A 24,711-nucleotide genomic window follows, 5' to 3' on the forward strand; every position below is an offset into this window, starting at 1 on the left:
CCCGGCGAGCAGAGTTCCGGCCCGGCACCCACGGTTCAGACAGTCGAGGCTGCGGCGTTTCGGTGCCGGCGTACGCGCAGCACGACCATCACGATGGCGGCGGCGATCAGCAGACCCAGAACGCTGGTAATGACGATCTGCCAGACGACCCACGCCGGCGGCGTGTACTCGACCGTCGCCCCGGGGGCCAGCCCGTTCATCGCGTTCGAGTTCGCCACCGTATACAGGATGTTGTGTGTGGCCTCACGGATGTCGGTCACCGCCTTCGCCGACGACGAGTCGTTGAACGACTTGGACGGCTGGAAGGTGAGCATCAGGTCGGACCCGGCGTTGATGCCCTGGTTGGGGTTCATGTACGGGTACAGGTTGAAGTCGGTGATTCCGAAGCCTTCGAAGCCCCACTCGCCGCGCAACACCGTGTCCATGAGAGCGACCGAGCCGCCCGCCCAGGTCGCACCGATCCGATTGAACGAGCTCATAACACCCGCCGCCCCGATCGTGGTCTCCGAGATTGTACCGTCGTCATCCGAGAGGTACTTCACGGTCATCTCGATGTTCTTCACGCCGATCTCGAACGGCTTGAGGTACACCTCGCGGATGGCCTGCTCGGTCGCCCAGGTCGCGATGCCGTTGTTGACGCGGTTCGTCTCCTGCTCGTTCATCGCGAAGTGCTTGATCATCGTGTAGACGCCCTTGGTGCCGACACCGTTGGCGACTGCGGTGAGCATCTGGCCCGACAGCACCGGGTCCTCTGAGTAGTACTCGAAGTTGCGGCCGCCGAACGGCGAGCGGTGCAGGTTGACCGCGGGTGCATACCAGCCGTTGATGTTCTTGAAGATCGCCTCATTGCCGAGCATCACGCCCATTGCCGTCCCCAGTTCGACATCCCACGTCTGTGCGATGAGCACCTCGGACGGGTACGCCGTGCCGTTGATGGCGGAGTTAATGAACGAAGAGAAGCCCGCGGGGCCGTCCGGCTCCAGCGTCTGCGGCTTGCCGATCGAGCCGATGGCGGCCGTCTGGTAGGCACCGTTGAGCAGCATGGCGGTCATGTCGCCCACGCTCAGCGAGTCGAGCAGCTCGTCCCACTGCGCGTCGTCCTTCGCGAGACCGCGCATGTCGATCAGCGAGAGGTCGGAGCTGGCCCCGGTCGTCGGCATGTCGCCGTCGAAGTCGGCCGCGGCCGCCTCGTGATCCCACGCCTCGAAGCCGGCGGCGATCGCGTCGTCGGCGACGAGCATGTCGTCAGTCGGCGCAGTCGGGAACGTCCCGGCGAAATCGGCGCGAGAGAAGACCTGGATCTTGCCCGCCTCACCGTCAGTCGTGAACTGCGTCGACACGTCGTCGAACTGGTTCGTGACCGCCGTCTCGTCCGAGGAGCGGTGCTCGTCGCCGGAGTAGACCACGTCAGCATCCACCGTATAGGTGAACGGCTCGGTGCCTGCGGCGACGGTGTGCGAATCGGTGCGCACGCTCAGCTGGTAGTCGCCCGCCTCGAGCACGTAGGCACGGTTGTCAAGGTAGTCGTACGAGGCCATGTCCTCGACGGCGACCTCGATCACGACCTGCTCACTGGCGCCGGGCTCGATGACGCCGGTCTTGGCGAACCCGCCAAGGACGACCTCAGCCTTCTCGATGCCGCCGCGCGTGTAGGGAGCCGAGTAGTACAACTGCACGACGTCACGGCCTGCGACGGCGCCGGTGTTGGCGACGTCGACGGTGACCGCGATGAGGCCGTCCGTCTCGCCCGCGTCGACGTTCGCGACGGTCCACGAGAAGTCGGTGTAGCTGAGCCCGTAGCCGAACGGGTAGACGACGGCCTCGTCGTAGTCGATGAAGCCTTCGGCGTCGGCGGTCTCGTAGTAGCGGTAGCCGAAGTAGATGCCCTCGGCGTAGTTGACGAACGTTGCGTCGTCGGTGACCTCGGCGTTGGAGGTCGCGCTCTCGGCGACCGAGACCGGGTAGGACGGGGCGAGGTTCGTGTACTGGAAGTCGCCGAAGTTCGCGTAGGTCGGATCCTTCGTGAAGTCGGCGGCCCACAGGTCGACAGTGTGACCGGACGGGTTCACATCGCCGTCGAGGATGCGGCCGAGCGCATTGAACGCCGTCGCACCGGGCGAGCCGGCCAGCAGGATCGCGTCGACGCCGGGGTCGTTCTGCAGGTCTCCGAGCTCGAGCGTCGTGGAGGCGTTGATGACGACCACGACGGTCTCGAAGCTGTCCTTGGCCAGCGCGATGAGGTCGCGCTCGTCCTGGTTCAGTTCGAGCTGGTGCTGACCGGGCTGCGCGTTGGCGTCCCACTCGGTCATGTCCTGGGTGAGGTCGCCGCCTTCGCCGCCGGGGCGGCCGATGAAGATCACGGCCGCGTCGTCGTAGGCGGAGAAGGAGGATGCCTGGGCCTCGTAGTCGGCCACCGGCAGCTCCCCGATGTAGTAGGTGGAGATGTCGGGCCGGTCCATCTCGATGTAGCCGCGCGGGTTGTCGGCGGCGAAGGCCTCGATCGCCGAGAACACCGCGTCGTTCACGCCGAAACCGGCGTTCTCCAGGCCCATGCGGGCGGTGACGGCCGAGTTGGTGTCGACCGAGCCCGAGCCGGAGCCGCCGTAGACGGGGTCTGCGGCGGCCCGGCCGAGCATCGTCACCTGGGCACCGTCGGCGAGGGGAAGTGCGGCGCCCTCGTTCTTGGCGAGGACGATGCCGCCGGCGCCGATCTCCTCGACCAGGTCGAGCGAGGCCGCGTCGACGTCATCGATCGTGTCGTAGTCGGCCTGGTAGTACTCGGTGTCCCAGTCCGCCGATGCATCAGAGTTCGTGAACGTGTAGGTGCCCGATCCGAACTGCGAGGCGATCCACCCGGTCGCGACGTTCATCGCGACGTTGGCGACGACCGTGATGATCGTCACGAGGGCGATGACGGGAATCCAGATCGCCAGGTATTTCTTGTTGGACATTCGAGCCTTGACGGCCGCTCCGCCCGCGGCGGGTCGTGCGTTCACGTCACTTCTCCTTCGGTGCTGTGAGGAATGGGGGTGAGGACGAGCGTTCGAGGACTACTCGGCGACCTCAGTGATGTTGCCGTCCTGGTCGATCTGCCAGGTCTGGCCAGTGGCGGCCGAGTCAGCCTCGATGACGTACTTCCCGTCGGTGATGGTGACCGTGCCGGTGACGCGATCGGCGGCCTCGGACTTGACAAACGGCATCACCAGGAGGCCGTACTTCTCGGTGGGCTGCTTGACGTCACCCGCGAGCATGACCTGTGCCCAGGTCGGGTCTTCGGCAAGAGCGTCCTCGACCGCCTGGCGGGCCGTCTGCAGGTCTTCGGCGACGTCGATCTCGCTCACGTCGACCTGCGAGCTGCCACCGTTGCCGTCGGAAGAGCACGCCGACAGGCCGAATGCGCCGGTCACGGCGATCAGAGTGGCCAGGACGGCGGCGTTGATCTTGTTCTTGTTCACTTTCTCTGCTCCTTCTGTGTCGATCCGGTGCGGAGCTCCGCGCCGGAATCAAGGGGGTTGGCCGCGGCCGACGGCGTTGCCGCCGGCCGCGGCCCGGGATCATCTCGCGACTAGTCGGAGATCACCCCGGCGTAGTTCAGGCCGAAGCCATAGTCGTACACGTTGCCGGCGGCGTCGGTGTAGGGCGTCATGTCCTTGGCGACGTCCTCGTACTGCGCTTCGACGGTGTCCATGTCCTTCGGGAACTGGATCGGCAGGCGACCGGCGGGCTCGTGCACGCCCGTCGCGATGTCGAAGATGGCCTGGTCCGAGGTGCCGAAGCTGACGAGGATGGCGTCGGAGTCCGCCTCGAACTCGGCCGGGATGGTCGGGTTGACCGCCTTGAGAGCCGTGATCACGGGGATGTCCTTACCCGAGTCCTCGACGGCCTTGACGGCCCGCTCGAAGGCGTCCAGGTCAGCGGCGTTCGTGATGAACGCCGTGTTGCCGTAGTACGAGCGGTTCTCGACCGTGCCGTCCGCGAGGATGTCGCCACCGATCGAGGTCTTGCGGACGTTGTCGCCGTCAGCCACGTACTCGCCGTACTGCAGAGAGATGGGGGTCCAGGTCTTCGTGCCGTCCTCGGCGATGGTGAGACCGGCGTTGGTGAACGTACCACCCGAGTTCGGGCTGTCCATCCCCACGATGACAAGGTCGACGTCGGACAGGTCGGGAGCCGTGTAGCTCTTGACCGTGGTGCCGTCTTCCTCGTACTCGACCTCATCGGTCACAACCTCGCCGAAGTACTCCGCGGCGACCTCGAGGTCCAGAGTCGCGCCCTCGGTGTACTCACCCGGGCCGAACGCCCCGGCGATACCGATGTCGTACGACTGCGGGATGTAGACCGTCTTGTCAGACCAGTCGGTGTCGGCCGCGATGGTGCCGTCGTTCTTGAGCATGACCACCGAGTCGAGCTGAGCGTTGTAGCCCGCCTCGACCTTGTCGGCGCTCGCGAGGATCTCAGCGGACTCCTCGGGAACGAGGAACGCGCTCTCGTACAGACCGACCTGGAAGATCATGTTGAGGATGCGCGTGCCCGACTGCTGGAAGCGCGTGAGGGCGTCCACATCCTGCTCGCCAGCCTCGTACTGGTCCTGCCACAGGTCGGCGGCCTCGAGGATGTAGGTCGCGTCGTTGACGCCGCCGAACATGTCGTGACCGGTGCCGAGAACCTTCACGTAGCGCTCGGCCGGGGTCAGATCTTCTGCACCCCACGCCATGCCGAACATCGCGCCCTCGTCGTCGGAGCCGCTCATGACACCCCAGTCGGTGACGATGACGCCCTCGTAGGAGTTGTCATCGCGGAGGATCGACATGCGGCCCGAGTCGTACGCGGTGCCCATCCGGTCGTCGAACAGCGGGTTGCCGTCGGCGTCGAGAGCGATCGAGTACGCGGTCATCACGGATGCCGAGTTGAGCGCGGCCTGGAACACCGAGACGTGCTCATCGAGGTTGTCGCCGGGGTAGACGCCGTACTTGCCGGACTGGGTGTGCGCCTCGCGGCCGCCCTCGCCCGGGCCATCGCCGGAGAAGTGCTTGATCATCGCGTTGACCGACTCGGTGCCCCACTCGTCGGCGCCTTCCGAGCCCTGGAAGCCGTCCACGTACGCAGCGGTGAGCTCGGCAGCCTGCTCGGAGTCCTCACCGAAGGTGCCGGCGACGCGGCTCCAGCGCGGCTCGGTCGCGAGGTCGACCTGCGGCGACAGCGCGGTGGTGATGCCGAGCGCGCGGTACTCCGCGGATGCCATCTCGCCGAACTGTTCGGTGTACTCGGCGTTGAACGTGGCCGCAAGGCCCAGGTTCGACGGCCAGCGCGAGATGTCCGCACCGTCCGCGTTGTAGCCGCCCGAACCGGCGGTCGAGCGCGGGTCCGATGCGAAGTTGACGGGCACGTAGGGGGTGTCGGCGGTGGCGAGCGTCTCGACATACGCCTGCATCTCGTTGACCCACGGCACAGTCTCGTCGGCGTTGCTGCCCGCAGCGTTGAGCACCGCACGGAGGTTCGACTCGTCGAGGTACGTCTTCTGCGCGTCGGTGAGGCCATCGGCGGGCGAGCGCTCGTGCGAGCTGAAGAGCATCAGGCCCGCGATCTGCTCGATCGACATGTCGGCGGCCAGGTCTGCCGCGCGCTCGGACGAGTCGACGCGCCAGTCCTCCCACGTGTCGAGTTCGCCGTTCGCGTTCATGTCTTTGAACGCAAGGGTTGCACCGCCGTCCTCGACCTCCAGCAGTTCAATGCCACCTTCTGCGCCGTACGAGAGCTGTGCACCCCCATTGGGGTTCTCTACGACCACGAAGTCTGTGGTTCCGTCCGAGACCTCGCGGGTCGTGTACGTGGACGCCTCGGCTTCGCCGAACGTGCATCCGCTGAGAGTGATCGCAAGTCCGATCCCGGTGATCGCTGCGATCCCCTTCTTTGGCAGGGCCTTCATTGGCCTATCCCTTTCGTCATTGACGGACACCCGCGCGCACCATGCGCGCGGGCGCTGGCCCCGCCTCTGGGGCCACACCTCGCCACGGGACATGCTGTGTGACGAGAGGTGCATCTCCACGTTCACACGACGCAGGAATGGTCACCCAACGGACCACATGTTCGGTCGGTTCCGGTGCATAGTTGGTCGCCGGCGCGCGGCGGCGTGCAGCGCTATGCGGTTGAGCGCTCATGCGCGCGCGTCAGCGCGTCGCGGCCGGCGGGCATAGCCGCCCACACGTCAGCACTCGACGACGTTGACGGCGAGACCGCCCTCGCTGGTCTCCTTGTACTTGGTCGACATGTCGATGCCGGTCTGGCGCATCGTCTCGACGACAGCATCGAGCGAGACGTAGTGCTCGCCGTCGCCGCGCAGCGCGAGCCGCGCCGCCGTCACCGCGGTGGATGCCGCGATCGCGTTGCGCTCGATGCACGGGATCTGCACGAGCCCGCCGACCGGATCGCACGTCAGCCCGAGGTGGTGCTCCATGGCGATCTCGGCGGCGTTCTCGATCTGCCGATTCGTGCCGCCCATCACGGCGGTCAGCCCACCCGCCGCCATCGCGCACGCCGAACCGACCTCGGCCTGGCATCCGCCCTCGGCACCCGAGATCGAGGCGTTCGCTTTGAACAGCGACCCGAGCGCTGTCGCGGTGAGGAGATACCGGCGGATGCCCCGGCGGCGGTTCGCCTCGGCGATCAGGGCCTCGTCGAGGGGGTCGCTCTCCTCGGTCACCCCGCGACCGGCGGCGGCGTGACCGGCGGCGTCGTGCAGGCCCAAAAGCGCCGAGCCGACGAGCTCACCGTACGGGGTGACGGCGGTCGCCGAGCCGAGCTTCGAGTCGGCGAGAAAGCGCCACCAGTACATCGCGACGGCCGGCACGATCCCGGCGGCACCGTTCGTGGGCGCCGTGACGACGCGGCCGCCCGCCGCGTTCTCCTCGTTGACGGCGAGCGCGAACGCGCCGAGCCACTCCCCCGGCAGCTCGCGGCCACCACCGGCTTCGGCCTCGTCGAGCTGCTCGCGGATGAGACCCGCGCGGCGCTTGACCTTGAGCATCCCGGGCAGCACGCCGCCCGAGTGCAGCCCGGCCTCGACGCAGCCGGCCATCGCGTCCCAGATCGCGTCGAGCCCCGCCGCGACGTCGGCCTCGGGGCGCAGCGCCTCTTCGTTGCGCCGCGCGAGTTCGGCGATCGTGAAGCCGTGCTCATCGCACAGCGCGAGCAGCTCGGCCGACGACGCGTACGCGAACGGGAACGGCGCGACACCGATCTCGCCGACAGCCTCGCCCTCGCGCCGGATGAACCCGCCCCCGATCGAGTAGTACGTCTGCTCGGCGAGCTCCGCGCCGGCGGCATCGAACGCCCGCAGCGTCATCGCATTCGGATGCCCCGGCAAGCGCGTCCGCGGGACGAACGAGATGTCGTCGCGCGCGAACGGCACCGGTACCGCCCCGTCGACGAGCAGGGTCGCGCCGTCTGTCCACCCGGTCCACGCCCCGCGGACGAGCGCCGGGTCGACCGTCTCGGGCTCGTGCCCGGCGAGGCCCGCGACGACGGCATCCGGCGTGCCGTGGCCGAGCCCTGTCGCACCGAGCGATCCGTACAGTGCGCACGTGACGCGTGCAAGACCGGGGAAGCCCGCGATGCGGCGCGCGAAATCACGGGCGGCCCGCAACGGACCTACCGTGTGGGAGCTCGACGGTCCTACTCCGATGGAGAACAGTTCGAACGCCGAAACGTACGCACTCACACAGATGACCCTACGCCCGCTGAAAGGCGACGAGCCCGACCGTGTTGCCTTCGCTGTCGCGGATGAACGCCTGCCATTCCTCGTGCCCCTCGGGCCCGAGCGTGTCGTCGTCATGCCGGAAGATCATGTGCGGCGGCGAGACGATCTCGACGAGCCCGTCGAGGCGTTCGAGCGTCTCGTGGACGTTGTCGACGCGCAGGTACACCAGCGCGCTCGGCGCCTCGTGGTCGAGTAGCAGCCGCACCCCGTCGAGGTCGAAGAACAGCAATCCGGGCGGGTCGAAGCGCGCGAGCGGCGGCCGCCCCAACAGTATCGTGTAGAAGTCCGCGGCACGATCGAGGTCGTCGGCGTGCTGCGCGATCTGGACGAGATTCATCACAAGACCTTTCGCCGGATGCCGTCAGCGTAGCCCCGCACCCGCAATCCCACAGGGCACCCAGGGAAGAACCTAGGCTGGTGGCCAGCCGGAAGGAGTCCCATGACCGCGCTGACCTCGGTCGATGTCGACCGCACCGCAGCCCTCGACGCTGCCGCAGCCGCCGGTCGCACCGACGACGCGTTCCTCGCCCGCTTCGACGAGCAGTTCCCGCGGCTGCACGATCTGTTCGCGCGCCTGTACGGCGAGCGCCGCGACGGGCAGGAACAGTTGGCTCAGACGATCGCCGAGGCATCCGTCTCGTGGAATGCCCGCCCGCTCGAACTGAAGGTGCGCGACGCGCGGCGGGCCGCCGACCCCGACTGGTTCCAGTCAGAGCGCATGCTGGGCGGCGTCTGCTACGTCGACCGGTACGCCGGCAATCTCGCGGGCATCCGCGATCAGATCCCCTATTTCCGCGAGCTCGGGCTCACGTATCTGCACCTCATGCCGCTGTTCGATACTCCCGAGGGCGACAACGACGGCGGCTACGCCGTGTCGAGCTATCGGCGCGTCAACCCGAGCCTGGGCACGATGGCGCAGCTGGCCGACCTCGCCGCCGACCTGCGCACGGCGGGCATCTCGCTCGTGCTGGACTTCATCTTCAACCACACCAGCAACGAGCACGAGTGGGCGCGCGCCGCGGTCGCCGGCGACCCGGCGTTCGCCGACTTCTACCTCATCTTCGACGACCGCGAGATGCCGGATGCCTATGAGCGCACGACCCGCGAGATCTTCCCCGATGATCACGCCGGCTCGTTCGTGCAGCTGGACGACGGCCGCTGGATCTGGTCGACGTTCTACCACTATCAATGGGACCTCAACTACGCGAACCCCGCGGTCTTCCGCGCGATGGCGGGCGAGATGCTCTTCCTCGCGAACCAGGGCGTCGAGGTGCTGCGGATGGATGCCGTCGCGTTCATCTGGAAGAAGCTCGGCACGGCGTGCGAGTCACTGCCCGAAGCCCACCTGCTCTTGCAGGCGTTCAACGCCCTGCTCGCGATGGCGGCGCCCGGCATGATGTTCAAGTCTGAGGCGATCGTGCACCCCGACGAGGTCGTCACCTACATCTCGCCCGGCGAATGCGAGCTCTCGTACAACCCGCTGCAGATGGCGCTGACGTGGGAGGCGCTCGCGACGCGTGACGGGCGGCTGCTGCAGGATGCCCTGGAGCACCGCCACGCGCTGCCGGAGGGCACCGCGTGGGTCAATTACGTGCGCGGTCACGACGACATCGGGTGGACGTTCGCCGATGAGGATGCCGCGAAGCTCGGCATCGACGGGTACGCGCACCGGCAGTTCCTGAACCGTTTCTACACGGGCAGGTTCGAGGGGACGTTCGCGCGCGGAGTCGCCTTCCAAGAGAACCCCGCGACCGGCGATGCGCGCGTCACCGGGACGACGGCATCGCTCGCCGGTGTCGAGGCGGGGGCCGTGGGCGGCGAGGATCGCGTCGTGCTCGCGCACGCGCTGGCGCTGTCGACCGGGGGCATCCCGCTGCTGTATCTCGGCGACGAGGTCGCGCAGCTGAACGACTACTCGTACACCGACGACCCCGTGCGCCGCGGCGACAGCCGGTGGGTACACCGCGGCAACCGGCCGCGCGACCAGTACGCGCGGCGGGATGACCCGTCATCGCCGGCGGGCCGGGTGTTCCGGCGGCTGAGGAAGCTCATCGCGGTGCGCCAGTCGACGCCCGAGTTCGCGGGGAACGCGCTGATCGGGTTCCGCACGCCGCACGCGTCGGTCGTCGGGTTTCAGCGGGTGGGGGCCCAAGCTCAGGGGCCAGCTACGCGCGTGCTGGTGCTGGCGAACGTGGGTGATGCGGCCGTCGAGATCGATCCGCTCACGCTGTCGGGGTTCGAGCGGGCCGCGACAGACCTCGTGCGCTCGAGCGCCATCGATCTCGACGACGGACTCTCCCTGCCGGCACACAGCTTCGTGTGGCTGCGCGTGACACCCTTGTCCTAGCGTCCCCCGCACCTTCCGGAGTCTCCATGCACCTTTCGTCCCGCCGTCCTGCGCGCCTGCCCGCGCGAATTCTGGCCGTGTCCGCCGCCGCGCTGCTGGCGGGTGCTGCGCTGACCGGTTGCTCCGCGTCGGGCGGTCAGAGCAAGACCGATGCCTGCATCGTCGTGGCCAACGGCCTCGAGGCGGTGCAGGAGCAGATCGCCGGCGCCAACACGGCACTGACGACGGGTGACCTGCTGACGGTGCAGGCAAACCTCGCGGATGCCTCGTCCGCCCTCAGCGACCTGGCTCCGCAGGTGACGAACGCCGAGATCTCGCCGATTCTCACCGCCCTCACCTCGGCGCTCGACAAGGCACGCACGGCCGTCACTGACGCCGGCACGCAAGACGCGGATGCCGCGACCGAAGCGCTGCACTCCTCGGCGGGTGATCTGCAGACAGCCGCGACGCAGTTCAACGAGGCCTGCGGCAGCTGACCCGCGCCGCGCCGGATCTCGCCGGTTCCTTGCGGCGCGCCACCGAGGCGTATTGAATGGCGCCAGCGACGCGCCAGGTGTTCGGCCTCGATGCGTGAGCGGATCGGGGGCGATATTCGTGGGAACCACCGTCTTCGAGCGGCATCCGCCCGCGGCATCCGTCGTCGCGCACAGCCTCGACGCGACGCGCTCGGGCGTGTTCTGGATCGACGATCTGCCGCCGTCGCTGCGGCCGAATCGCCCTCCGCTGCGCGGGCGCGTCGCGGCGGATCTCGTCATCGTCGGCGCCGGGTACACGGGACTGTGGACGGCGCTGCTCGCGAAGTTGCGCGACCCGCACCGTCGAGTCGTGGTGATGGAGGCGCAGCGGGTGGGCTGGGCGGCGTCGGGTCGCAACGGCGGATTCTGCGAGGCGAGCCTCACGCACGGGCACGAGAACGGGCTGCGCCGGTGGCCGCGCGAGGTCGAGACGCTCGAGCGGCTCGGGCGGCAAAACCTCGACGAGATCGAGCACACCGTGCGCGAGCTGGGCCTCGACGTGCAGTTCGAGCGGACGGGCGAGCTGGCTCCCGCGATCGAGCCGCACGAGCTCGCGTGGCTCGACGAGTGGTTCACCGACGCGGCGGGCGATGACGACGTCGTGTACCTGGATGAGGCATCCGTGCGTTCGGTCGTGAACTCGCCGACGTACCTCGCCGCGATCTGGGAGAAGAACGCGAGTGCACTCGTGCATCCGGCGCGACTCGCGGCAGAGCTTGCCCGCATCGCCGAAGAGCTCGGTGTCGAGATCTTCGAGCGGTCGCACGTGACGGCGCTGGAGTCGGGGCCGAGTGAGGTGCGGATGCTGACGGATGCCGGGCAGGTCAGCGCCGCGCAGGCGGTGCTCGCGACGAATGTGTTTCCGTCGCTGCTGAAGCGCAATCGGCTGATGACGGTGCCGGTGTACGACTATGCGCTGATGACCGAGCCACTGAGCGCCGCGCAGTGGGCGGAGATCGGCTGGCAGGGTCGGCAGGGCATCGGCGACATGGCGAACCAGTTCCACTACTACCGGCCGACGCAGGACGGGCGGATCCTGTTCGGCGGGTATGACGCGGTCTACCACTACGGCCGGCGGGTGGATCCGCGGTACGAGCACCGGCCCGATGTGTGGGCGAAGCTCGCGAGCCACTTCTTCACGACGTTCCCGCAACTGGAGGGTCTGCGGTTCTCGCACCAGTGGGCGGGCGCGATCGACACGTCGACGCAGTTCACGGCGTTCTTCGGCACGGCGCGCGGCGGGCGCGTCGCGTATGCGGCGGGCTTCACGGGTCTCGGCGTCGGGTCGACGCGGTTCGCCGCCGAGGTGATGCTCGACCTGCTGGCGGGAGGGGAGACCGAGCGCACGCAGCTGGAGATGGTGCGGCGGCGCCCGCTGCCGTTCCCGCCCGAGCCTGCGGCGGCGATCGGCATCAATCTGACGCGCTGGTCGCTGGCCCGGGCCGATCATCACGAGGGCCGCCGCAATCTGCTGCTGAAGACTCTCGACGCTCTCGGCCTAGGCTTCGATTCATGAGCACGTGGGATGACGACGAGGTGGAGTTCGGCGAGCTGGATGCCGGGGTGGTGATCTCTGCACTGTCGGTCGAGGTGCCGTTGACCGCGGTTCCGGCCGCTCGCGTGATGGGCGGTGCCCCGCAGACCGGGTCGGTCGACCTCGATGAGGATATGGGGCTGGGCGTCTGGGAGATGACGGTCGGCGCGATGCGCGACACCGAGGTATCGGAGGTGTTCGTCGTCGTGGCGGGTTCCGCGACCGTGGAGTTCATCGAGCCCGCACTGCCGACGATCGAGCTGTCGCCCGGCGCGATCGTGCGCCTGGAGTCAGGCATGCAGACGGTGTGGACCGTGCGCGAGACCCTCCGCAAGGTGTACCTGGCGTAGCCCTGGCCGCTGCGCGCCCCCGAGATTGAGCGAGCGCGCCAACCCCAGACGTTGAGCGAGCGCAGCGCGACGAAACGCCCATGCCTCAGGCGGCGAGTCGCCACCCGACTCGGGGAGGAGGGTCGAACAGCCACCGCAGCGGCGACTTCGACCGCAGTTCGACGGGCGCCGCCGACTCACCCGGCGGCGGAACGAGGATGAACGCGCCCAGCCCATCGCGCACGATCCTGAATCCGGCAAAGTGCAGATGCACATGGTGATACGTGCACAGCAGGATGCCACGATCGATGTCGGTACGCCCCTCGTCGGCAACCCACTCGTCGATGTGATGCGCTTCGCAGTATGCGGGCGGCCGGTCACAGCCGGGCCACATGCAACCGCCGTCGCGCGCAGCAAGCGCGATGCGCTGTGGCGGGGTGAACAGCCGGTGCTCGCGCCCGACGTCGAGCGGGTTGCCGCACGCGTCGAGCGTCACGTCGATGAACCCGGTTTCGCACAGCGTGCGGTCGAGCACCGATCCCGGGAAGGTGAGGGCGCCGTCCTCGCTGTGCGCGACGGCGAGCAGGCGCCCGAACGCGTCGCGCCGCAGCGGCGTGCCGGACTCGTCACGGTCGCGGATCGTGATCATGCGCACGCCCGCCTGCCGGGTTCCGAACACGTCTTTCGCCTCGGCGGTCGTGCCTGCGCGGAACATGTCGAGCATCAGGTCGTACGCGAGCTGTTCATTCGTGCGCGGATCATCAGCGAGGGACGCCGCCGCCTTCAGCTCGTCTTCGGATACGAATCGCGGACCCCCGCGGCGCGGCCGCAGCGCGGCATCCATCACCGATTGCCACCAGGCGGCTCCGAGATCGTCGAACACGATGTGTCCGTGCGTGCGCCCGTCGGCGTCGACCCGCATGCGGAACGATCGCGCCGCGTAGTGCTCGGCCCAGCGCGCCTCGGCGCCGACCGGATCGATCGCGTCGCGCACCGCCCGCGCGGACGCACCGAGGTCTTCGACGGTGCAGCCGGGCGCCTCGTCGATGAGCTGCTGCGCCGCGATGCGCCACACATCGATCACGTCGCTGTCATCGCGCCCCTCGATCGTGGGTGGTTCGCCCAGCCCTCGGCGAATGACATCGACCTGCGCCCGCGTAATCGCGCCAGACATCAGCGCCGCGCTGAGCGGTTGATGCCACGGCCCGACAGCATCGGCAGCCACAGCAGCCTCGACCAGCTCAGCGGGCCCCGCCCCACCAACATCCGCGCCTTCGGCGAGCGCCTCGCCGACCTTCACGACGCGGATCGCCTCGCCGCGCGGAACGCCGGTGATCTCCTGCACCATCTGCACGGGCGTGCGGAATCCGCCGGTCTGCGCGAGCCCGGCATGCCCGGCCGCGCGCGTGGAACGGCGGGCGATGACGCCCGCGAGGACGACCTCGAGTTTCTGCACCTGACGCGACAACCCCGCGACCGCGTCGAAGGCCTCGCGCACGGAGTCGTCACTGAGCGCGCCGGCGCCACTCATGAGAGCAGCGACCTCGCAATCGAGCTCGGCGAACTGCGCAAGACGGTCGACGCCGTCGCGGAGGTCACCGAGGAATGTCATAGACCCATGATCGCACGTATCAACGTGTATCACAAGACTCTGGACTCAATAAGTTTCAGATATTTGTTCGAACTGCAGAGGTCAAGTTCAACTTGCCCCAAGCTCCCCCGCAAGCAGCGAGAACGTCCGCGCGTGCGCGAGTTCCGCGTGCTTCGCCATGTACCCGAGCACGATGCGCGGCGCCGTCACCGTCGTCGTTTCGCGCACGGTCACGCCGCCGTCGGCATCGCTCTCGGCCGTCGTGACGGTGTCGAGCAGGCATCCCGGCGCCGCGCGCACGCTCCCCCGCATCGAGGTGAGTGAGAGCCGCGTCATCCGCGCAGGAAACCGGATCGTGTAACGTAACGGCCCGAGCGCCGGCCGCTCGACGACGCGCCAGTCCCACCACGGCACACCGTCGTCATTCCCGAATGTGACGATCGTGGCGGAGGCGAGGTACGGGTGCATCCCGCGGTGCCGATCGAGCGTGATGAGGAAGTCGATGACGACCTCCGGCGCGGCGGTGACGCCGGTCGACAGCTCGAACACCCGGGTCGCCATGCGCGTCACACCCGGTCGACGGGCCCGATGACGGATGCCACGTACGCGCGCAGCGCCGGGTCGCACACGTACACGAACGTCCCGCGCATGCCGCGCGTGAGCAGCACGCCGTAGATGTTCCGGATGAACGCGAGCAGGTCTTCGTCGGAGTAGACGATGCCGAGCTGCTTGTTGTTCTCCTTGCCCTTCTTGTCGCGGTACGACTCGCGATCGATGAACAGGCGACCGGTGTCGGCGTCGAACCTCAGATCGGGCCCGATGATGACGCCCGCGTAGTTCAGGTCGTACCCCTGCACCGTGTGGATCGACCCGACTTCGTCGATCGACGCACGACTGTTGATCCAGTCTTTCGTGGTGCTGTTCCACCGCAGCCGCACGCCGTCGAGTTCGATGTCGAAGGCATCCTTGTTCGTGTTGCTCTTCCACTCCCAGGCGTAGCCGGCGACGAGCCGCGCGAGGCCGTCGGCGGCGTTCCGCTGCAGGATTTCGCGCTGCATCGCGCCCAGGTCGTCGAACAGCCGCAGTTCGTAGTCGCCGAGATCCGGCCGCGACCCCGAGGTGACCTCGCCGCGCAGCAGCGCACGGACGAACGCCACGTAGTCGGCACCCGCGCGCACGCGCATCTGCGTCGTCAGCGGGTAACGGCGATGGGATGCCTGTGCACCCGCGACCAGCGACCGCAGCGCGGCCTGCGGAAGGTCGGCGGGGCGCACCGTCTGCTCGGCATCCAGCAGGTAGATCTGGTGTGCGCTGCGGGAGCGGACCCAGTCGAGCTGTGTCTTCGCAGGGTCATCGACGCCGAAGAGCCGCTCGTTGATCGCCGCGAATCGCTTGTTGTTGATGCCCGACGACTGGTTCGCACGCTGGTTCAGCCGGTGCGTCTCGTCGACGATCAGGACGTCCCACGGCTCGTTCGACTCTCCGACCTCGAACGGCGTCACGACCTGCGCCGCACCGAGCCTGGGTGTCTTACGGAACACCTGCCGGATCGACTCACGCAACGACTGCTGCGGCACGACGAAGCCGATCCGCAGTCCGGCGAGCAGCTCCCGGTTCTCGGGCACGAAGTACTCGGCGAACATCGAGTCGGGTTCGATCTCGTCGACATCGTCGTGATCGCGGATGTCGGCAAGTAGCTTCATGAGGAAGATCGCGACGATCGTCTTCCCCGTGCCGGGATGCCCCTCGATGACGCTCGTCGACGCGGCTCCGGTCGCGAGATCCTCGAGCAGCCCGTCGACGATGTCTTCGACGGCGATCGCCTGTTCCGGCGTGAGCACCTTGAACGGCGACAGCTTGAAGAGGTCGCTGTTCTCGATCTCGGGGATGCTGCGCTGGAAGATCCCCTCGGCGCGCAGCTGCTCGAAGACCTCCGCGAAGCCCTCGCGATAGAGGTCGCGTTCGTAGTACTGCGCGTCGACGATGCCCTCGTTGCCGTTCATCACGGTGAACGCGCCATCGCCGGCAAGCCAGCGGATCAGGTGCGACTCGAGGTCGAGGCAGGCCGACTTGTTGAAGGTCTCGTCGATGACGACGCGCACGCTGCGGAAACCCGCCTTCGCAGGGCTGGCGAGATGTTGGCGCATGCGGGATGCCGCGTTGACGGTCTCGCCGACATAGACGGATGCCCCGTTCGTGGCATCCCCGCTGTCGAGCACGTAGACGACGGGCCAGTTGCGGCGATGCTCGCTGCCGCGCGCCCACGCCGACACCGCGTTGGCGTCGAAAGCGAGGCGTTCGATCTCAGAGGGCGTCATACTTCGTGCTCCGCCCCTTCGCGCGCTCGACCGGGTACTTCTGCTCGGTGAGGGCGAGCTTGTCGAGCACGATCTCGTCGAGATCGACGCCGAGCCGCTCGGCGAGCAGGATGCAATATGTCACGACATCCGCGAGCTCTTCGCGCACGCGCGCCGGATCGGCGTCGTCGCTCCACTGGAAGCACTCCAGCAGCTCGGATGCCTCGATCGAGATGCTCTTGGCGAGGTTCGCCGGCGTGTGGAACTGCCCCCACTCGCGCGCCCCGACGAACGCGGTCACCGCCTGCCTGACCCGTTCGCTCGTCACCTCTGTGACGCTACCAGCGGCCCTCGACGCCGCGGCTCAGCCCGCGTGCTCCACCGCAACGACCGTGTCGTAGAGCCCGATCTTGCGGCGTCCTCCGTTGACTGTAATGCCGGTGTACGACAGTGAGGCATCCTCATACCGGCGAAAAGCGAAGACGGCCTGATTCATGTGGCCGGCGTTGAAGACGCCGAGGCCGACGAGCAGGTTGAAGTCGTCGACGGTGAGGCCGGTGACAGCCTTGAACAGCTCGGGCTCGATCTTGGTGATGACGTCGTAGAGCGTGTTCTCGCGGTAATCGGTGAGGTACATGAAGGCCGGGATGCGCGTCGCGAACTTGATCAGCTTCTCTTGGATCTGCTTGCGCTTGGACTTGTACTCCTTCTCCTCCTCGGTGAGCTCCTTCTTCTCACCGGGAGTCAGGTCTTCGCCGCGCTCGGTCTTGGTCTTCTTGACCGACTCGCTCTTGTTCACGACGGTCTCGAACACGTTCGAGCCGAGTGCACGGAAGCCCTCGATGTTCATGACGGCATCCATCGCCGCCGGGTCATCCATGATCTTCCGCAGGGTCGCATTGTCGACGTTGACGAGGATCGCCGACTCCCACTTGCGGGCGAGCAGCGTCGCCGAGGTTCCCGCCATGGCGATGTCGAGGATGCCCCCGGCATCCACCTGCGTCATGTTCGACCCGTCGTACGCGAGCACCGGCAGGAACTTCACGAGTTCTTCGACCGCCTTCTCGGGGTTGCGTTCCTCGGGTGCGAGTCCGATGCCGTACTCGCTCATCTGCCGCAGCGCCCGCGTGGGCGCGAAATCGAAGACGAAGCAGACCGGCTTGAGGATGTCGACGCGCGCGGGATCGTCGCCGTCGGGGTTGCGGATCGTCCACGGCGACTGCACGCGGAACGCCGCCTGGAAGTACGTCTCCGGCGCCTGCAGGTTCCGCAGCATCAGAATCGATGACCACTGCGGCACGGTCACACCGGTCGTGAGCTTGCCCACGGTGAGCGTGATCGTCTTCGTGTCGTACCCGTTGCCGATCGCATCGCGCACGGGCGGCAGCGCGTCGAGCCCGACGCCGACGCCCGGCGCAGACACATTCACGACCGAGTAGTCGTGCCAGAACGCGTTCTGCGGTTCGGCGAGCAGGTTCGCCATGGCGGCGCAGGATGCCGTGCGGGGCAGCATCCAGATCGAGTGCTGGAGGTACGGCAGCAGCCGCGTGTCGGAGTAAGGGAACGGCGGGCGCGTGCCGGCCTTGAGGTAGTCGACCTGCGTCGGCGCGTACTGGCCCCGGATGATGTCGAGCCACTTCTGCACGTCGTCCTTGTGCACGAACTCGGCTACACCGTCGACTACCCGCGCCTCAAAGAACGCATTGAGGTCGAACTCGTCGAATTCGCCCTGACTCGCGATCGCGATGAGCTCCTCGGGCATCTGATAGGTCAGCAGCCGCATCTCGGGCAGGGCCGCGTACGGGTTCGGCTCACTGGGGCGCTCCACAGAGCACGCCGCCATGGCGCGCTGCTCGTCGGTGTAGGTCCAGTTGAAGATCTGCTCTTCGATGAACCGCCCTTCCTTGAGCACCTTGAACGGCGTGCCGGAGAGGTAGAGGTACGAGCGCGCGCGGATCGGCACGAAGGCATCCTCATCGAGCCCGATCTCTTCCAGGTTCTCGGCGAAGGTCTCGAGGTCCTGACTGAACTCGTCTTCGGTCGCCTTCTTCTGCGACTTGGCGTCCTCGCCCTCGAAGAGCTCTTTGGCGGCGTCACGCCAGGCGCCGAAGTGGTACTCGTCGAAGACGACGAGGTCCCACTGCAGTTCGGTGAGCCAGGCATGCTTCGCCTTGAAGTTGCCCGTCGCCTTGTCGCGACCCATGAGGTCTTGGAACGAACCGAAGAACACGAGCGGACGTTCCGGATCGACGGATGCCGGGTCGCCGCCGGTCTTGCGCGACAGGTACTGCCACCCGTTGAAGTCGGTGTGGGTCTTCAGGTCGGTGTCCCAGGCGTCTTCGACGGCGGGCTTGAACGTCACGAGGAGCACGCGCTTCGCACCCATCTTCTTGGCGAGCTGATACGTCGTGAAGGTCTTGCCGAAGCGCATCTTTGCGTTCCAGAGGAACTCGGGCACGGCGTCGGCGTCCTCCGCCCAGCGGCTCGCGAAGTACTCGAGAGTCTTCTCGACGGCGGACGCCTGTTCGTCGCGCATCCCGAAGGTCGCGTGGTGCGTGCCCTCGTAAGTGACGCCGGCGCGGAGTTCGGCGATCGCCGTCTTGACGTCGTCGGCGGAGCAGCGCATCCACTCCTTGCTTGACTCGAAGACGACGTTCTCGAAGCCCTTGTCGATGAGTCGGCGGCGCACCTCGACGTCGGTGATGAGCGGCCCGTCGGGACGCTCGGCCGACTCGTCGACCTCGACCGTGTAGTCGACGCGGGTCTGCCCCTGCGACTCCTTGATGCGGGTGTTGACGTCGCGCGTCGTCTGGCCGACCTTGAGGCACCCGCGCCACCGCCGCGCGACCTCGTCGGATGACCAGGCGTACAGGCGCGGATGCGCGGCGGGCTTGGCGGGGAGGAGCTCGGACTCAGGCCTCGTCATTCGAACTCACCGGCCCAGCTGACATCCTTAATGAAACGCGCCATGAACGCACGGTCCGCGGCCGAAAGCCCATACTTCACCGCGAGACGGTCATCGTCCCACCGTTCGGCGAAGTCCTGAGTCGGCGCAAGTGCGTACACAGATTTGGTGACATGCTGCGACACCCGCAGGAGGTTCACCATGAAGCGAAAGAACTGCGTCCCCATGTAAGACGCCGCGCTTCTCGCCGTCTCCGCATCTGCGAACGGCCCGACGACAAGGTAGGTCTCGCTGCACACATCCCCTGTGCCGACAACGATGGGCCGCGAAAGTACGAGGTGCGGGTAGTCGTCGCTACCGGGACTCGCATATGGCACGAAGAGCTTGACGGCGCCTATGAGCTCGCGCCCCACCTCGACTCGAGCAGGCTCGATGTAGTCGATCCCACCATTTCGGTACATTCGCAGGTATCCGGGTCGCGATGCACTTGCACCGCGCATCTTGGTGTCGAGCCCGAAGGGCTTCCTCGCACTGACCAGCCGGCTGAACTGTCGGTCGGGAGGCAACGACAGGAGTCCGTCCGAAGCCGGCCGCTCAACGGCAACCACTTTCCGCAGGATATCGAGACCCTCGTTGTAGCGAACGAAAGTATCGAGCCCCGGCTCGAGCATTGGCCGGCTGGACGACGAAGTGATCCGACCGCCCTCGTGAGTGGTCACCTGCGTCGCACCGGGGTGGTCACGGTCCCACAGGAAAACGCAGATGCCTCCTCGATTATTGACACCGGGGAAGACGTCGGTCGTGTCCGGATAATCCTGGAGTTGTCGAATACGGCCATCTCTGAGCATGCCAGCTCTGAACTCACCGAGCCCCTTGCCACCCGCGTACCATCGAGCGGGAATCACGAGAGAGAGGTAGCGCGGGTCCATGCTTCGCGCCTTCTCCACGAACTTGTCGTATATCGGCGCCGCACTAGAACCCGCGCCACCATCATCAAGCTGGTACGGCGGGTTCCCAATGATGACGTCGAACTGCACGTCGGCTCCAAACATGCGTGCGAGCAGCGCCCGCGGATCGGTGGTGTGGATGAAGGCGTACGCGTGGGTCTCCAGCTCGTCGCCCCGCCCGTAGCCGCTCTTTCCGGCCCCGCAGTACGCGCACTTGTCGCCGGCCCAGGTGTGCTCGGTGCGCTCGAACCAGATGTTGCCCCAGTCGCGGTCGAAGCTCTTCGCGATGGAATGCTCGCCCGTGGCATCCTTCGAGCAATAGACACTGCGACGCGCGAGCAGTGCGGTGAGCTGCGTGATGCCGATGCCGTAGACCTGCCTCGTTAGGATGTGATCGACCCGTTCCTGTAGGTCGGGGATCACGTCGGCGAGACCGTCCGTGAGCCGCGCGGTGATCTCGCGCAGGAAGACGCCCGACTTGGTGAACGGGTCAAGGAAGGTGACGTCGGGGTTCTGCCAGATCGAGGCTCCGCCGTGGGCATCCGCCCAGGCATCCGCCACCGTGTCGAGCATCTGGTTCGCGAGCTCGGGAGGCGTGAACACCTCATCGTTCGAGAGGTTCGCGATGCAGGTCAGGACGTCGGGATTGTGCCCACGCAGCGCGAAGCTCGCCTGGCCTTCGAGAATGGGTGTCGTCATTCGGTGCTCCCCAGCGCGATGTCGTCGACGGTCATGGCCGGATACGTGCGCACCGGCGTGAAGATCTCGTGCTCTTCGAAGGCGTCGAAAAGCGTCCCGGATGCCGCCGAGCGCTGCGTCAGCGCGTCGAAGCGGAAGTCGCGGCGCTGGTACTTTCCGCGCCCGAGGTAGCCCCACTCGGGGAAGACGATGGGCTCGCCCGTGGCATCCGTCATTGCGAGCGCGTCGCCCTGCACGATGTTCACCGCGAGCACCGCGCGTGCGGCGAGAACCAGCGAATCGGCTGGTTCAAGCTTTAGCACCCGGGCGAAAGTACCCTCGAGGTTCTCGCGGCACTCGGCAGCATTGTCGGCCAGCAGCTCGATGCCGTACACGCACATCAGCGCGAACAGGGCGTAGCGCCGCTTCTCGAAGGCGCTCTTGCCGTACCGCGTCTGCACCGCGGCGAGCTTGCGCTCGAGGATCGGCACGAGGAAGTTGCCCGATCCACACGCCGGCTCGAGGAACCGCGAATCGATGCGCTCGGTCTCACCTTTGACGAGGTTGAGCATGTCGTCGACGAGCCAGCGCGGCGTGAACACCTCGCCGTGATCGGCCACGCGCTGGCGCGACTTCACCAGCTTCTCGTCCCCCATGCCACGGCCCTCCCGATCAGATCGAGCCTACGGTACAAGTACCCGGGGACATGCGCCCTGGTCAGGGCAACCGGGAGCGCACACCCTTGATGGATGCCCCGAGTCCCGTCTGCCGCAGCCGCCCACATCGGCGAGCAGATCCGCGCGATCCGGGTGGGCTACTCGATGACGCACGACCAGCTCGCCGCGCGCACCGGCATCGACTCGTCGAACATCCGCAGCTACGAGAGCGGCCGCGCGATGCCCAGCGTCCACACCCTGATCCGCATCGCGGATGCCCTCGACACCGAGCCGGGCCGTCTGCTCGAGGGCGTCACCCTCGAGCAGTTCGACGGCGGCGTGAACGGGCGCCGCGCGGGCTGAGTCGCCGCCTCCTCCCCAATCGCAGAACTCCGGGAGTTGTCCACCGATCACGGCGTCTGGCTGCCGCGGGCGTTGCGCGGCTGGCAGAGTCAGGGCATCCGGTTCACAATGGGGGCGTGTACATGTCGGTCGAACTGCTCGCGACGCTGATCAGCGCATTCACGCTGCTGCTCGGCTTCCTCGGCGTGATCGGCTGGCTAGCCAATCGCTTCGATCGCCAACTCGACGGGCTCGAGCAGAACCTCGGGGCGCGTATCGACAGACTCGACGCACGCATCGGCGGCGTCGAGCACAGCCTCGGGGCGCGCATCGACGGCGTCGAGCACAGCCTCGGGGCGCGCATCGACGGCGTCGAGACCAGGCTCGGAGCGCGGATCGACGGCGTCGAGACCAGGCTCGGAGCGCGGATGGACAAGCTCGACGCCCGCATCGACGGGGTCGAGCACAGTCTCGGGGCGCGCATGGACAAGCTCGACGCGCGCATGGACAAGCTCGAGAACCGGGTTGACGAGGTCTACCGCGAGGTTGTCGAGGTCAAGATCGCCGTCGCCCGCATCGAGGGACCACCGCGGCACCTCGTGCTCAGCCGCTGAATCGCGCGTGCACGGCCCGATAGGGCGGCCACACGTCGAACGAGCCTGCTTTTGGTCGCGCCGCGGGCGCTCAAGGAGCGCAAATGGCTCTGCGGCGGGCCAAAACCCAGCCATTTGCGCTCCTCGAAGCGCGACCCCGCGTCAGCGGGTGACAGCGAACGGGTCGAACCCCTCGGGCAGCAGCGGCACAGGCGCCACGGTGCTGGCGATGTCGAGCGTCGCGCCGGTCGCGGCGGATTCCTGCGCCGACAGCATGACGTCGAGCACGTGGTACCCGAGCTCGCCCGTCGCGATGTGCGAGCGACCCTCATTCAGAGCGCGCGCCATGTCGAGCACGCCGAGGCCTCGGCCGACGACCGTGCCCTGCTGCTCAATCTCGATCCACTCCTGCGCACCCCGATCGCCGTCGGTGATCGTGCCCACGGGCTTCACATACGCAATGCGCCCCTCGAACATGTTCGGGTCGGGCAGCACGATCGACCCCTCCGACCCGTGGATCTCGACAATCCCCGCGCGCTCGAGCGCCGAATCGAAGCTCAGCAGGTGCGTGCCGTGCTGTCCGCCGGCGAACGACGTCAGCACCTGCACGGTCGACGGCACCTCAACCGGGAACGTCTCCCCCGCCCGCGGCCCGCTGCGGATCGTGCGCTCGAGCTGCGGCCGCGACCCCCGCGCGGCGACCGCGGCGATCGGTCCGAGCAGGCTCACGAGCGCCGAGAAGTAGTACGGCCCCATGTCCAGCAGCGGCCCGGCGCCTTCGGCGAACAAGAAGGCGGGCTCGGGATGCCAGGCATCCGGCCCCTGCGTCTGAAACGTCGTCTGCACGAACAGCGGCGTCCCGATGACGCCGTCAAGGATCGCCCGCTTCGCCGTCTGGAACCCCGGCCCGAGCAGCGTGTCGGGCGCCGAGCCGATGCGCACACCCGCGGCATCCGCGAGCGCCAAGAGTTCCTGCACCGAGGCGCGGTCGAGGCCGATCGGCTTCTCGGTCCACACGTGCTTTCCGGCCGCCACCGCAGCCTTCGACACCGCGACGTGCACCGCCGGGATCGTCAGGTTCACGACCAGTTCGACGTCGGGGTTACCCAGGACGTCCTCGGCGCCGCCCCACGACGGGATGCCGTGCTCTTCCGCCTTCGCGTGGGCGCGCTCGGGGATCAGATCGCCGACGGCGACGACCTTCACATCCGGAAAGGACGTCAGGTTCTCGAGGTAGGTCTGGCTGATGACGCCGGTGCCGATGATCCCGACGCCGAGGGGCCCACCGGTCACGCGACGAACCCGCCATCCTTCAGGAACGCCAGGCTGGCCGCGACGTCGTCGAACACGTCGCCGGGCGCCCGGTCGTACTCGATGACGGCGTACCGGATGCCGCTGCCCGCCCGCAGCGCCGCCGCGAGCGGCACGTCTCCGGTGCCGGCGTGACGCTGGTCGAGGCTGTCCGATCCGAACTCCGGCGCGCCGGGCGCCCATGGGTTGGATGCCGGGACAACACCGTCCTTGACGTGCACGGCCGTGAGACGGTCGCCGAGGCGCGCGACGAGGGCCGGCACGTCCTGACCGCCGGTCAACGCCCAGAACAGGTCAAGCTCGAGCTGCACGCGCGGGTCGGCGAGCGACACGAAGCGCTCGTACGCGCTCTGCCCGTCGAAGCTCGCCACGAACTCCTGCGCGTGGTTGTGGTAGCCGACGCTCAGGCCGAATCCGGCGGCCGTTTCGACGAGCGCGTTGAGGCGCTCGGCGATGTCGGCGACGCCTTCTTCGGTGAGCCAGCGCTCGGGCGCGACGAACGGGTCGATCACGGTCTGGATGCCGATCTGAGCCGCCGCCTCGAACACGACCTCCGGCGCGGGCGTCGGGATCGAGCCGTCCGGCGTCCACAGTTCGTCAGTCAGCAGGGGCGCGTGACCCGTCGGGGATGCCAGGCCACTGGCATCCAGGGCCGCGCGAATCTCGTCGGGGCGGCCGACGAAATCGAACGCCTCGACCTTGCGCAGGCCGATCGCGGCGAGCTTGTCGAGCGAGCCCGGCATGTCGGCGGTGAACTCTCCCGCAAGCGAATAGAGCTGAACGGATGCCTCGGGCAGTGAGGCTGCGGGAAGGGTCATGGCACGTCCTTCTGTGTACGTCGACGTCACGGCAGCTGAGCCGTCACGACGCCGACGCTACCACAAAACTTCCGCTTGGAGGTTTGTTCTTC

At 67.5% G+C, this 24,711-nt stretch carries 20 protein-coding genes; 6 read left to right on the forward strand and 14 right to left on the reverse strand.

The window, feature by feature from the left end; translation table 11 throughout:
* Nucleotides 1-35: 35 nt before the first annotated feature.
* The 5 genes from BGO46_RS12555 to BGO46_RS12575 form a co-directional block, all read right to left on the reverse strand.
* The gene (locus BGO46_RS12555; RefSeq protein ID WP_292676659.1) at nt 36-2,996 is read right to left on the reverse strand and encodes a glycoside hydrolase family 3 protein; all 2,961 of its coding nucleotides are present in this window, start codon (nt 2,994-2,996) and stop codon (nt 36-38) included.
* Between the two features lie 54 nt (nt 2,997-3,050).
* Nucleotides 3,051-3,455, reverse strand: coding sequence for a hypothetical protein (locus BGO46_RS12560; RefSeq protein WP_292676657.1), 405 nt, complete (start codon nt 3,453-3,455; stop codon nt 3,051-3,053).
* A 110-nt stretch (nt 3,456-3,565) separates the two neighbouring features.
* Complete coding sequence (locus BGO46_RS12565) at nt 3,566-5,926, reverse strand: glycoside hydrolase family 3 N-terminal domain-containing protein (protein WP_292676655.1); 2,361 nt, start codon at nt 5,924-5,926, stop codon at nt 3,566-3,568.
* A 279-nt stretch (nt 5,927-6,205) separates the two neighbouring features.
* Nucleotides 6,206-7,717, reverse strand: coding sequence for an L-serine ammonia-lyase, iron-sulfur-dependent, subunit alpha (locus BGO46_RS12570; protein WP_292676653.1), 1,512 nt, complete (start codon nt 7,715-7,717; stop codon nt 6,206-6,208).
* A 10-nt stretch (nt 7,718-7,727) separates the two neighbouring features.
* Complete coding sequence (locus tag BGO46_RS12575; RefSeq protein WP_292676651.1) at nt 7,728-8,093, reverse strand: methylmalonyl-CoA epimerase; 366 nt, start codon at nt 8,091-8,093, stop codon at nt 7,728-7,730.
* Nucleotides 8,094-8,195: 102 nt separating this feature from the next.
* Between BGO46_RS12575 and BGO46_RS12580 the strand changes: the two genes are divergently transcribed.
* From BGO46_RS12580 to BGO46_RS12595, 4 genes are all read left to right on the forward strand, one after another.
* Nucleotides 8,196-10,103, forward strand: coding sequence for an alpha-amylase family protein (locus BGO46_RS12580; protein ID WP_292897816.1), 1,908 nt, complete (start codon nt 8,196-8,198; stop codon nt 10,101-10,103).
* A gap of 77 nt (nt 10,104-10,180) precedes the next feature.
* Nucleotides 10,181-10,579, forward strand: coding sequence for a hypothetical protein (locus BGO46_RS12585; protein WP_292676649.1), 399 nt, complete (start codon nt 10,181-10,183; stop codon nt 10,577-10,579).
* Between the two features lie 118 nt (nt 10,580-10,697).
* On the forward strand, nt 10,698-12,134 hold the full coding sequence (locus BGO46_RS12590; protein ID WP_292676647.1) for an FAD-dependent oxidoreductase: 1,437 nt from the start codon (nt 10,698-10,700) through the stop codon (nt 12,132-12,134).
* Nucleotides 12,131-12,502, forward strand: a complete 372-nt coding sequence (locus BGO46_RS12595) for a cupin domain-containing protein (protein ID WP_292676645.1) — start codon at nt 12,131-12,133, stop codon at nt 12,500-12,502. The genes BGO46_RS12590 and BGO46_RS12595 overlap by 4 nt, the downstream gene beginning before the upstream one ends.
* Before the next feature lie 85 nt (nt 12,503-12,587).
* Here the strand turns inward: BGO46_RS12595 and BGO46_RS12600 are convergent, their stop codons facing one another.
* The 7 genes from BGO46_RS12600 to BGO46_RS12630 form a co-directional block, all read right to left on the reverse strand.
* The gene (locus BGO46_RS12600; protein WP_292676643.1) at nt 12,588-14,093 is read right to left on the reverse strand and encodes an HNH endonuclease signature motif containing protein; all 1,506 of its coding nucleotides are present in this window, start codon (nt 14,091-14,093) and stop codon (nt 12,588-12,590) included.
* Nucleotides 14,094-14,180: 87 nt separating this feature from the next.
* Nucleotides 14,181-14,633 carry a hypothetical protein gene (locus tag BGO46_RS12605; protein ID WP_292676641.1) on the reverse strand — a complete coding sequence of 151 codons (453 nt, stop codon included), beginning with the start codon at nt 14,631-14,633 and terminating at the stop codon, nt 14,181-14,183.
* A gap of 5 nt (nt 14,634-14,638) precedes the next feature.
* Nucleotides 14,639-16,390, reverse strand: a complete 1,752-nt coding sequence (locus BGO46_RS12610) for a DUF2075 domain-containing protein (protein ID WP_292676640.1) — start codon at nt 16,388-16,390, stop codon at nt 14,639-14,641.
* On the reverse strand, nt 16,377-16,697 hold the full coding sequence (locus tag BGO46_RS12615) for a nucleotide pyrophosphohydrolase (RefSeq protein WP_292676638.1): 321 nt from the start codon (nt 16,695-16,697) through the stop codon (nt 16,377-16,379). Before BGO46_RS12615 ends, BGO46_RS12610 begins: the two co-directional genes overlap by 14 nt.
* A 36-nt stretch (nt 16,698-16,733) precedes the next feature.
* Nucleotides 16,734-19,295, reverse strand: a complete 2,562-nt coding sequence (locus BGO46_RS12620) for a GIY-YIG nuclease family protein (protein WP_292676636.1) — start codon at nt 19,293-19,295, stop codon at nt 16,734-16,736.
* On the reverse strand, nt 19,292-20,920 hold the full coding sequence (locus tag BGO46_RS12625; protein ID WP_292676635.1) for an Eco57I restriction-modification methylase domain-containing protein: 1,629 nt from the start codon (nt 20,918-20,920) through the stop codon (nt 19,292-19,294). Before BGO46_RS12625 ends, BGO46_RS12620 begins: the two co-directional genes overlap by 4 nt.
* Nucleotides 20,917-21,555: an N-6 DNA methylase gene (locus BGO46_RS12630; RefSeq protein WP_292676633.1), complete on the reverse strand. Its 639-nt coding sequence runs from the start codon at nt 21,553-21,555 to the stop codon at nt 20,917-20,919. Before BGO46_RS12630 ends, BGO46_RS12625 begins: the two co-directional genes overlap by 4 nt.
* A gap of 93 nt (nt 21,556-21,648) precedes the next feature.
* Between BGO46_RS12630 and BGO46_RS12635 the strand changes: the two genes are divergently transcribed.
* Both BGO46_RS12635 and BGO46_RS12640 read left to right on the forward strand, forming a co-directional pair.
* A complete protein-coding gene (locus BGO46_RS12635; RefSeq protein ID WP_292676631.1) occupies nt 21,649-21,918 on the forward strand; it encodes a helix-turn-helix transcriptional regulator in 270 nt (89 codons plus the stop codon).
* Between the two features lie 116 nt (nt 21,919-22,034).
* A complete protein-coding gene (locus tag BGO46_RS12640) occupies nt 22,035-22,511 on the forward strand; it encodes a hypothetical protein (protein WP_292676629.1) in 477 nt (158 codons plus the stop codon).
* 141 nt (nt 22,512-22,652) lie between these two features.
* On the opposite strand, the gene BGO46_RS12645 is transcribed toward BGO46_RS12640, so the two are convergent.
* The gene (locus tag BGO46_RS12645; RefSeq protein ID WP_292676627.1) at nt 22,653-23,783 is read right to left on the reverse strand and encodes a Gfo/Idh/MocA family oxidoreductase; all 1,131 of its coding nucleotides are present in this window, start codon (nt 23,781-23,783) and stop codon (nt 22,653-22,655) included.
* Nucleotides 23,780-24,619: a sugar phosphate isomerase/epimerase gene (locus BGO46_RS12650; RefSeq protein ID WP_292676625.1), complete on the reverse strand. Its 840-nt coding sequence runs from the start codon at nt 24,617-24,619 to the stop codon at nt 23,780-23,782. Before BGO46_RS12650 ends, BGO46_RS12645 begins: the two co-directional genes overlap by 4 nt.
* Nucleotides 24,620-24,711 lie beyond the last annotated feature (92 nt).

This window comes from Microbacterium sp. 70-16, assembly GCF_001898315.1.
Taxonomy (GTDB): domain Bacteria; phylum Actinomycetota; class Actinomycetes; order Actinomycetales; family Microbacteriaceae; genus Microbacterium.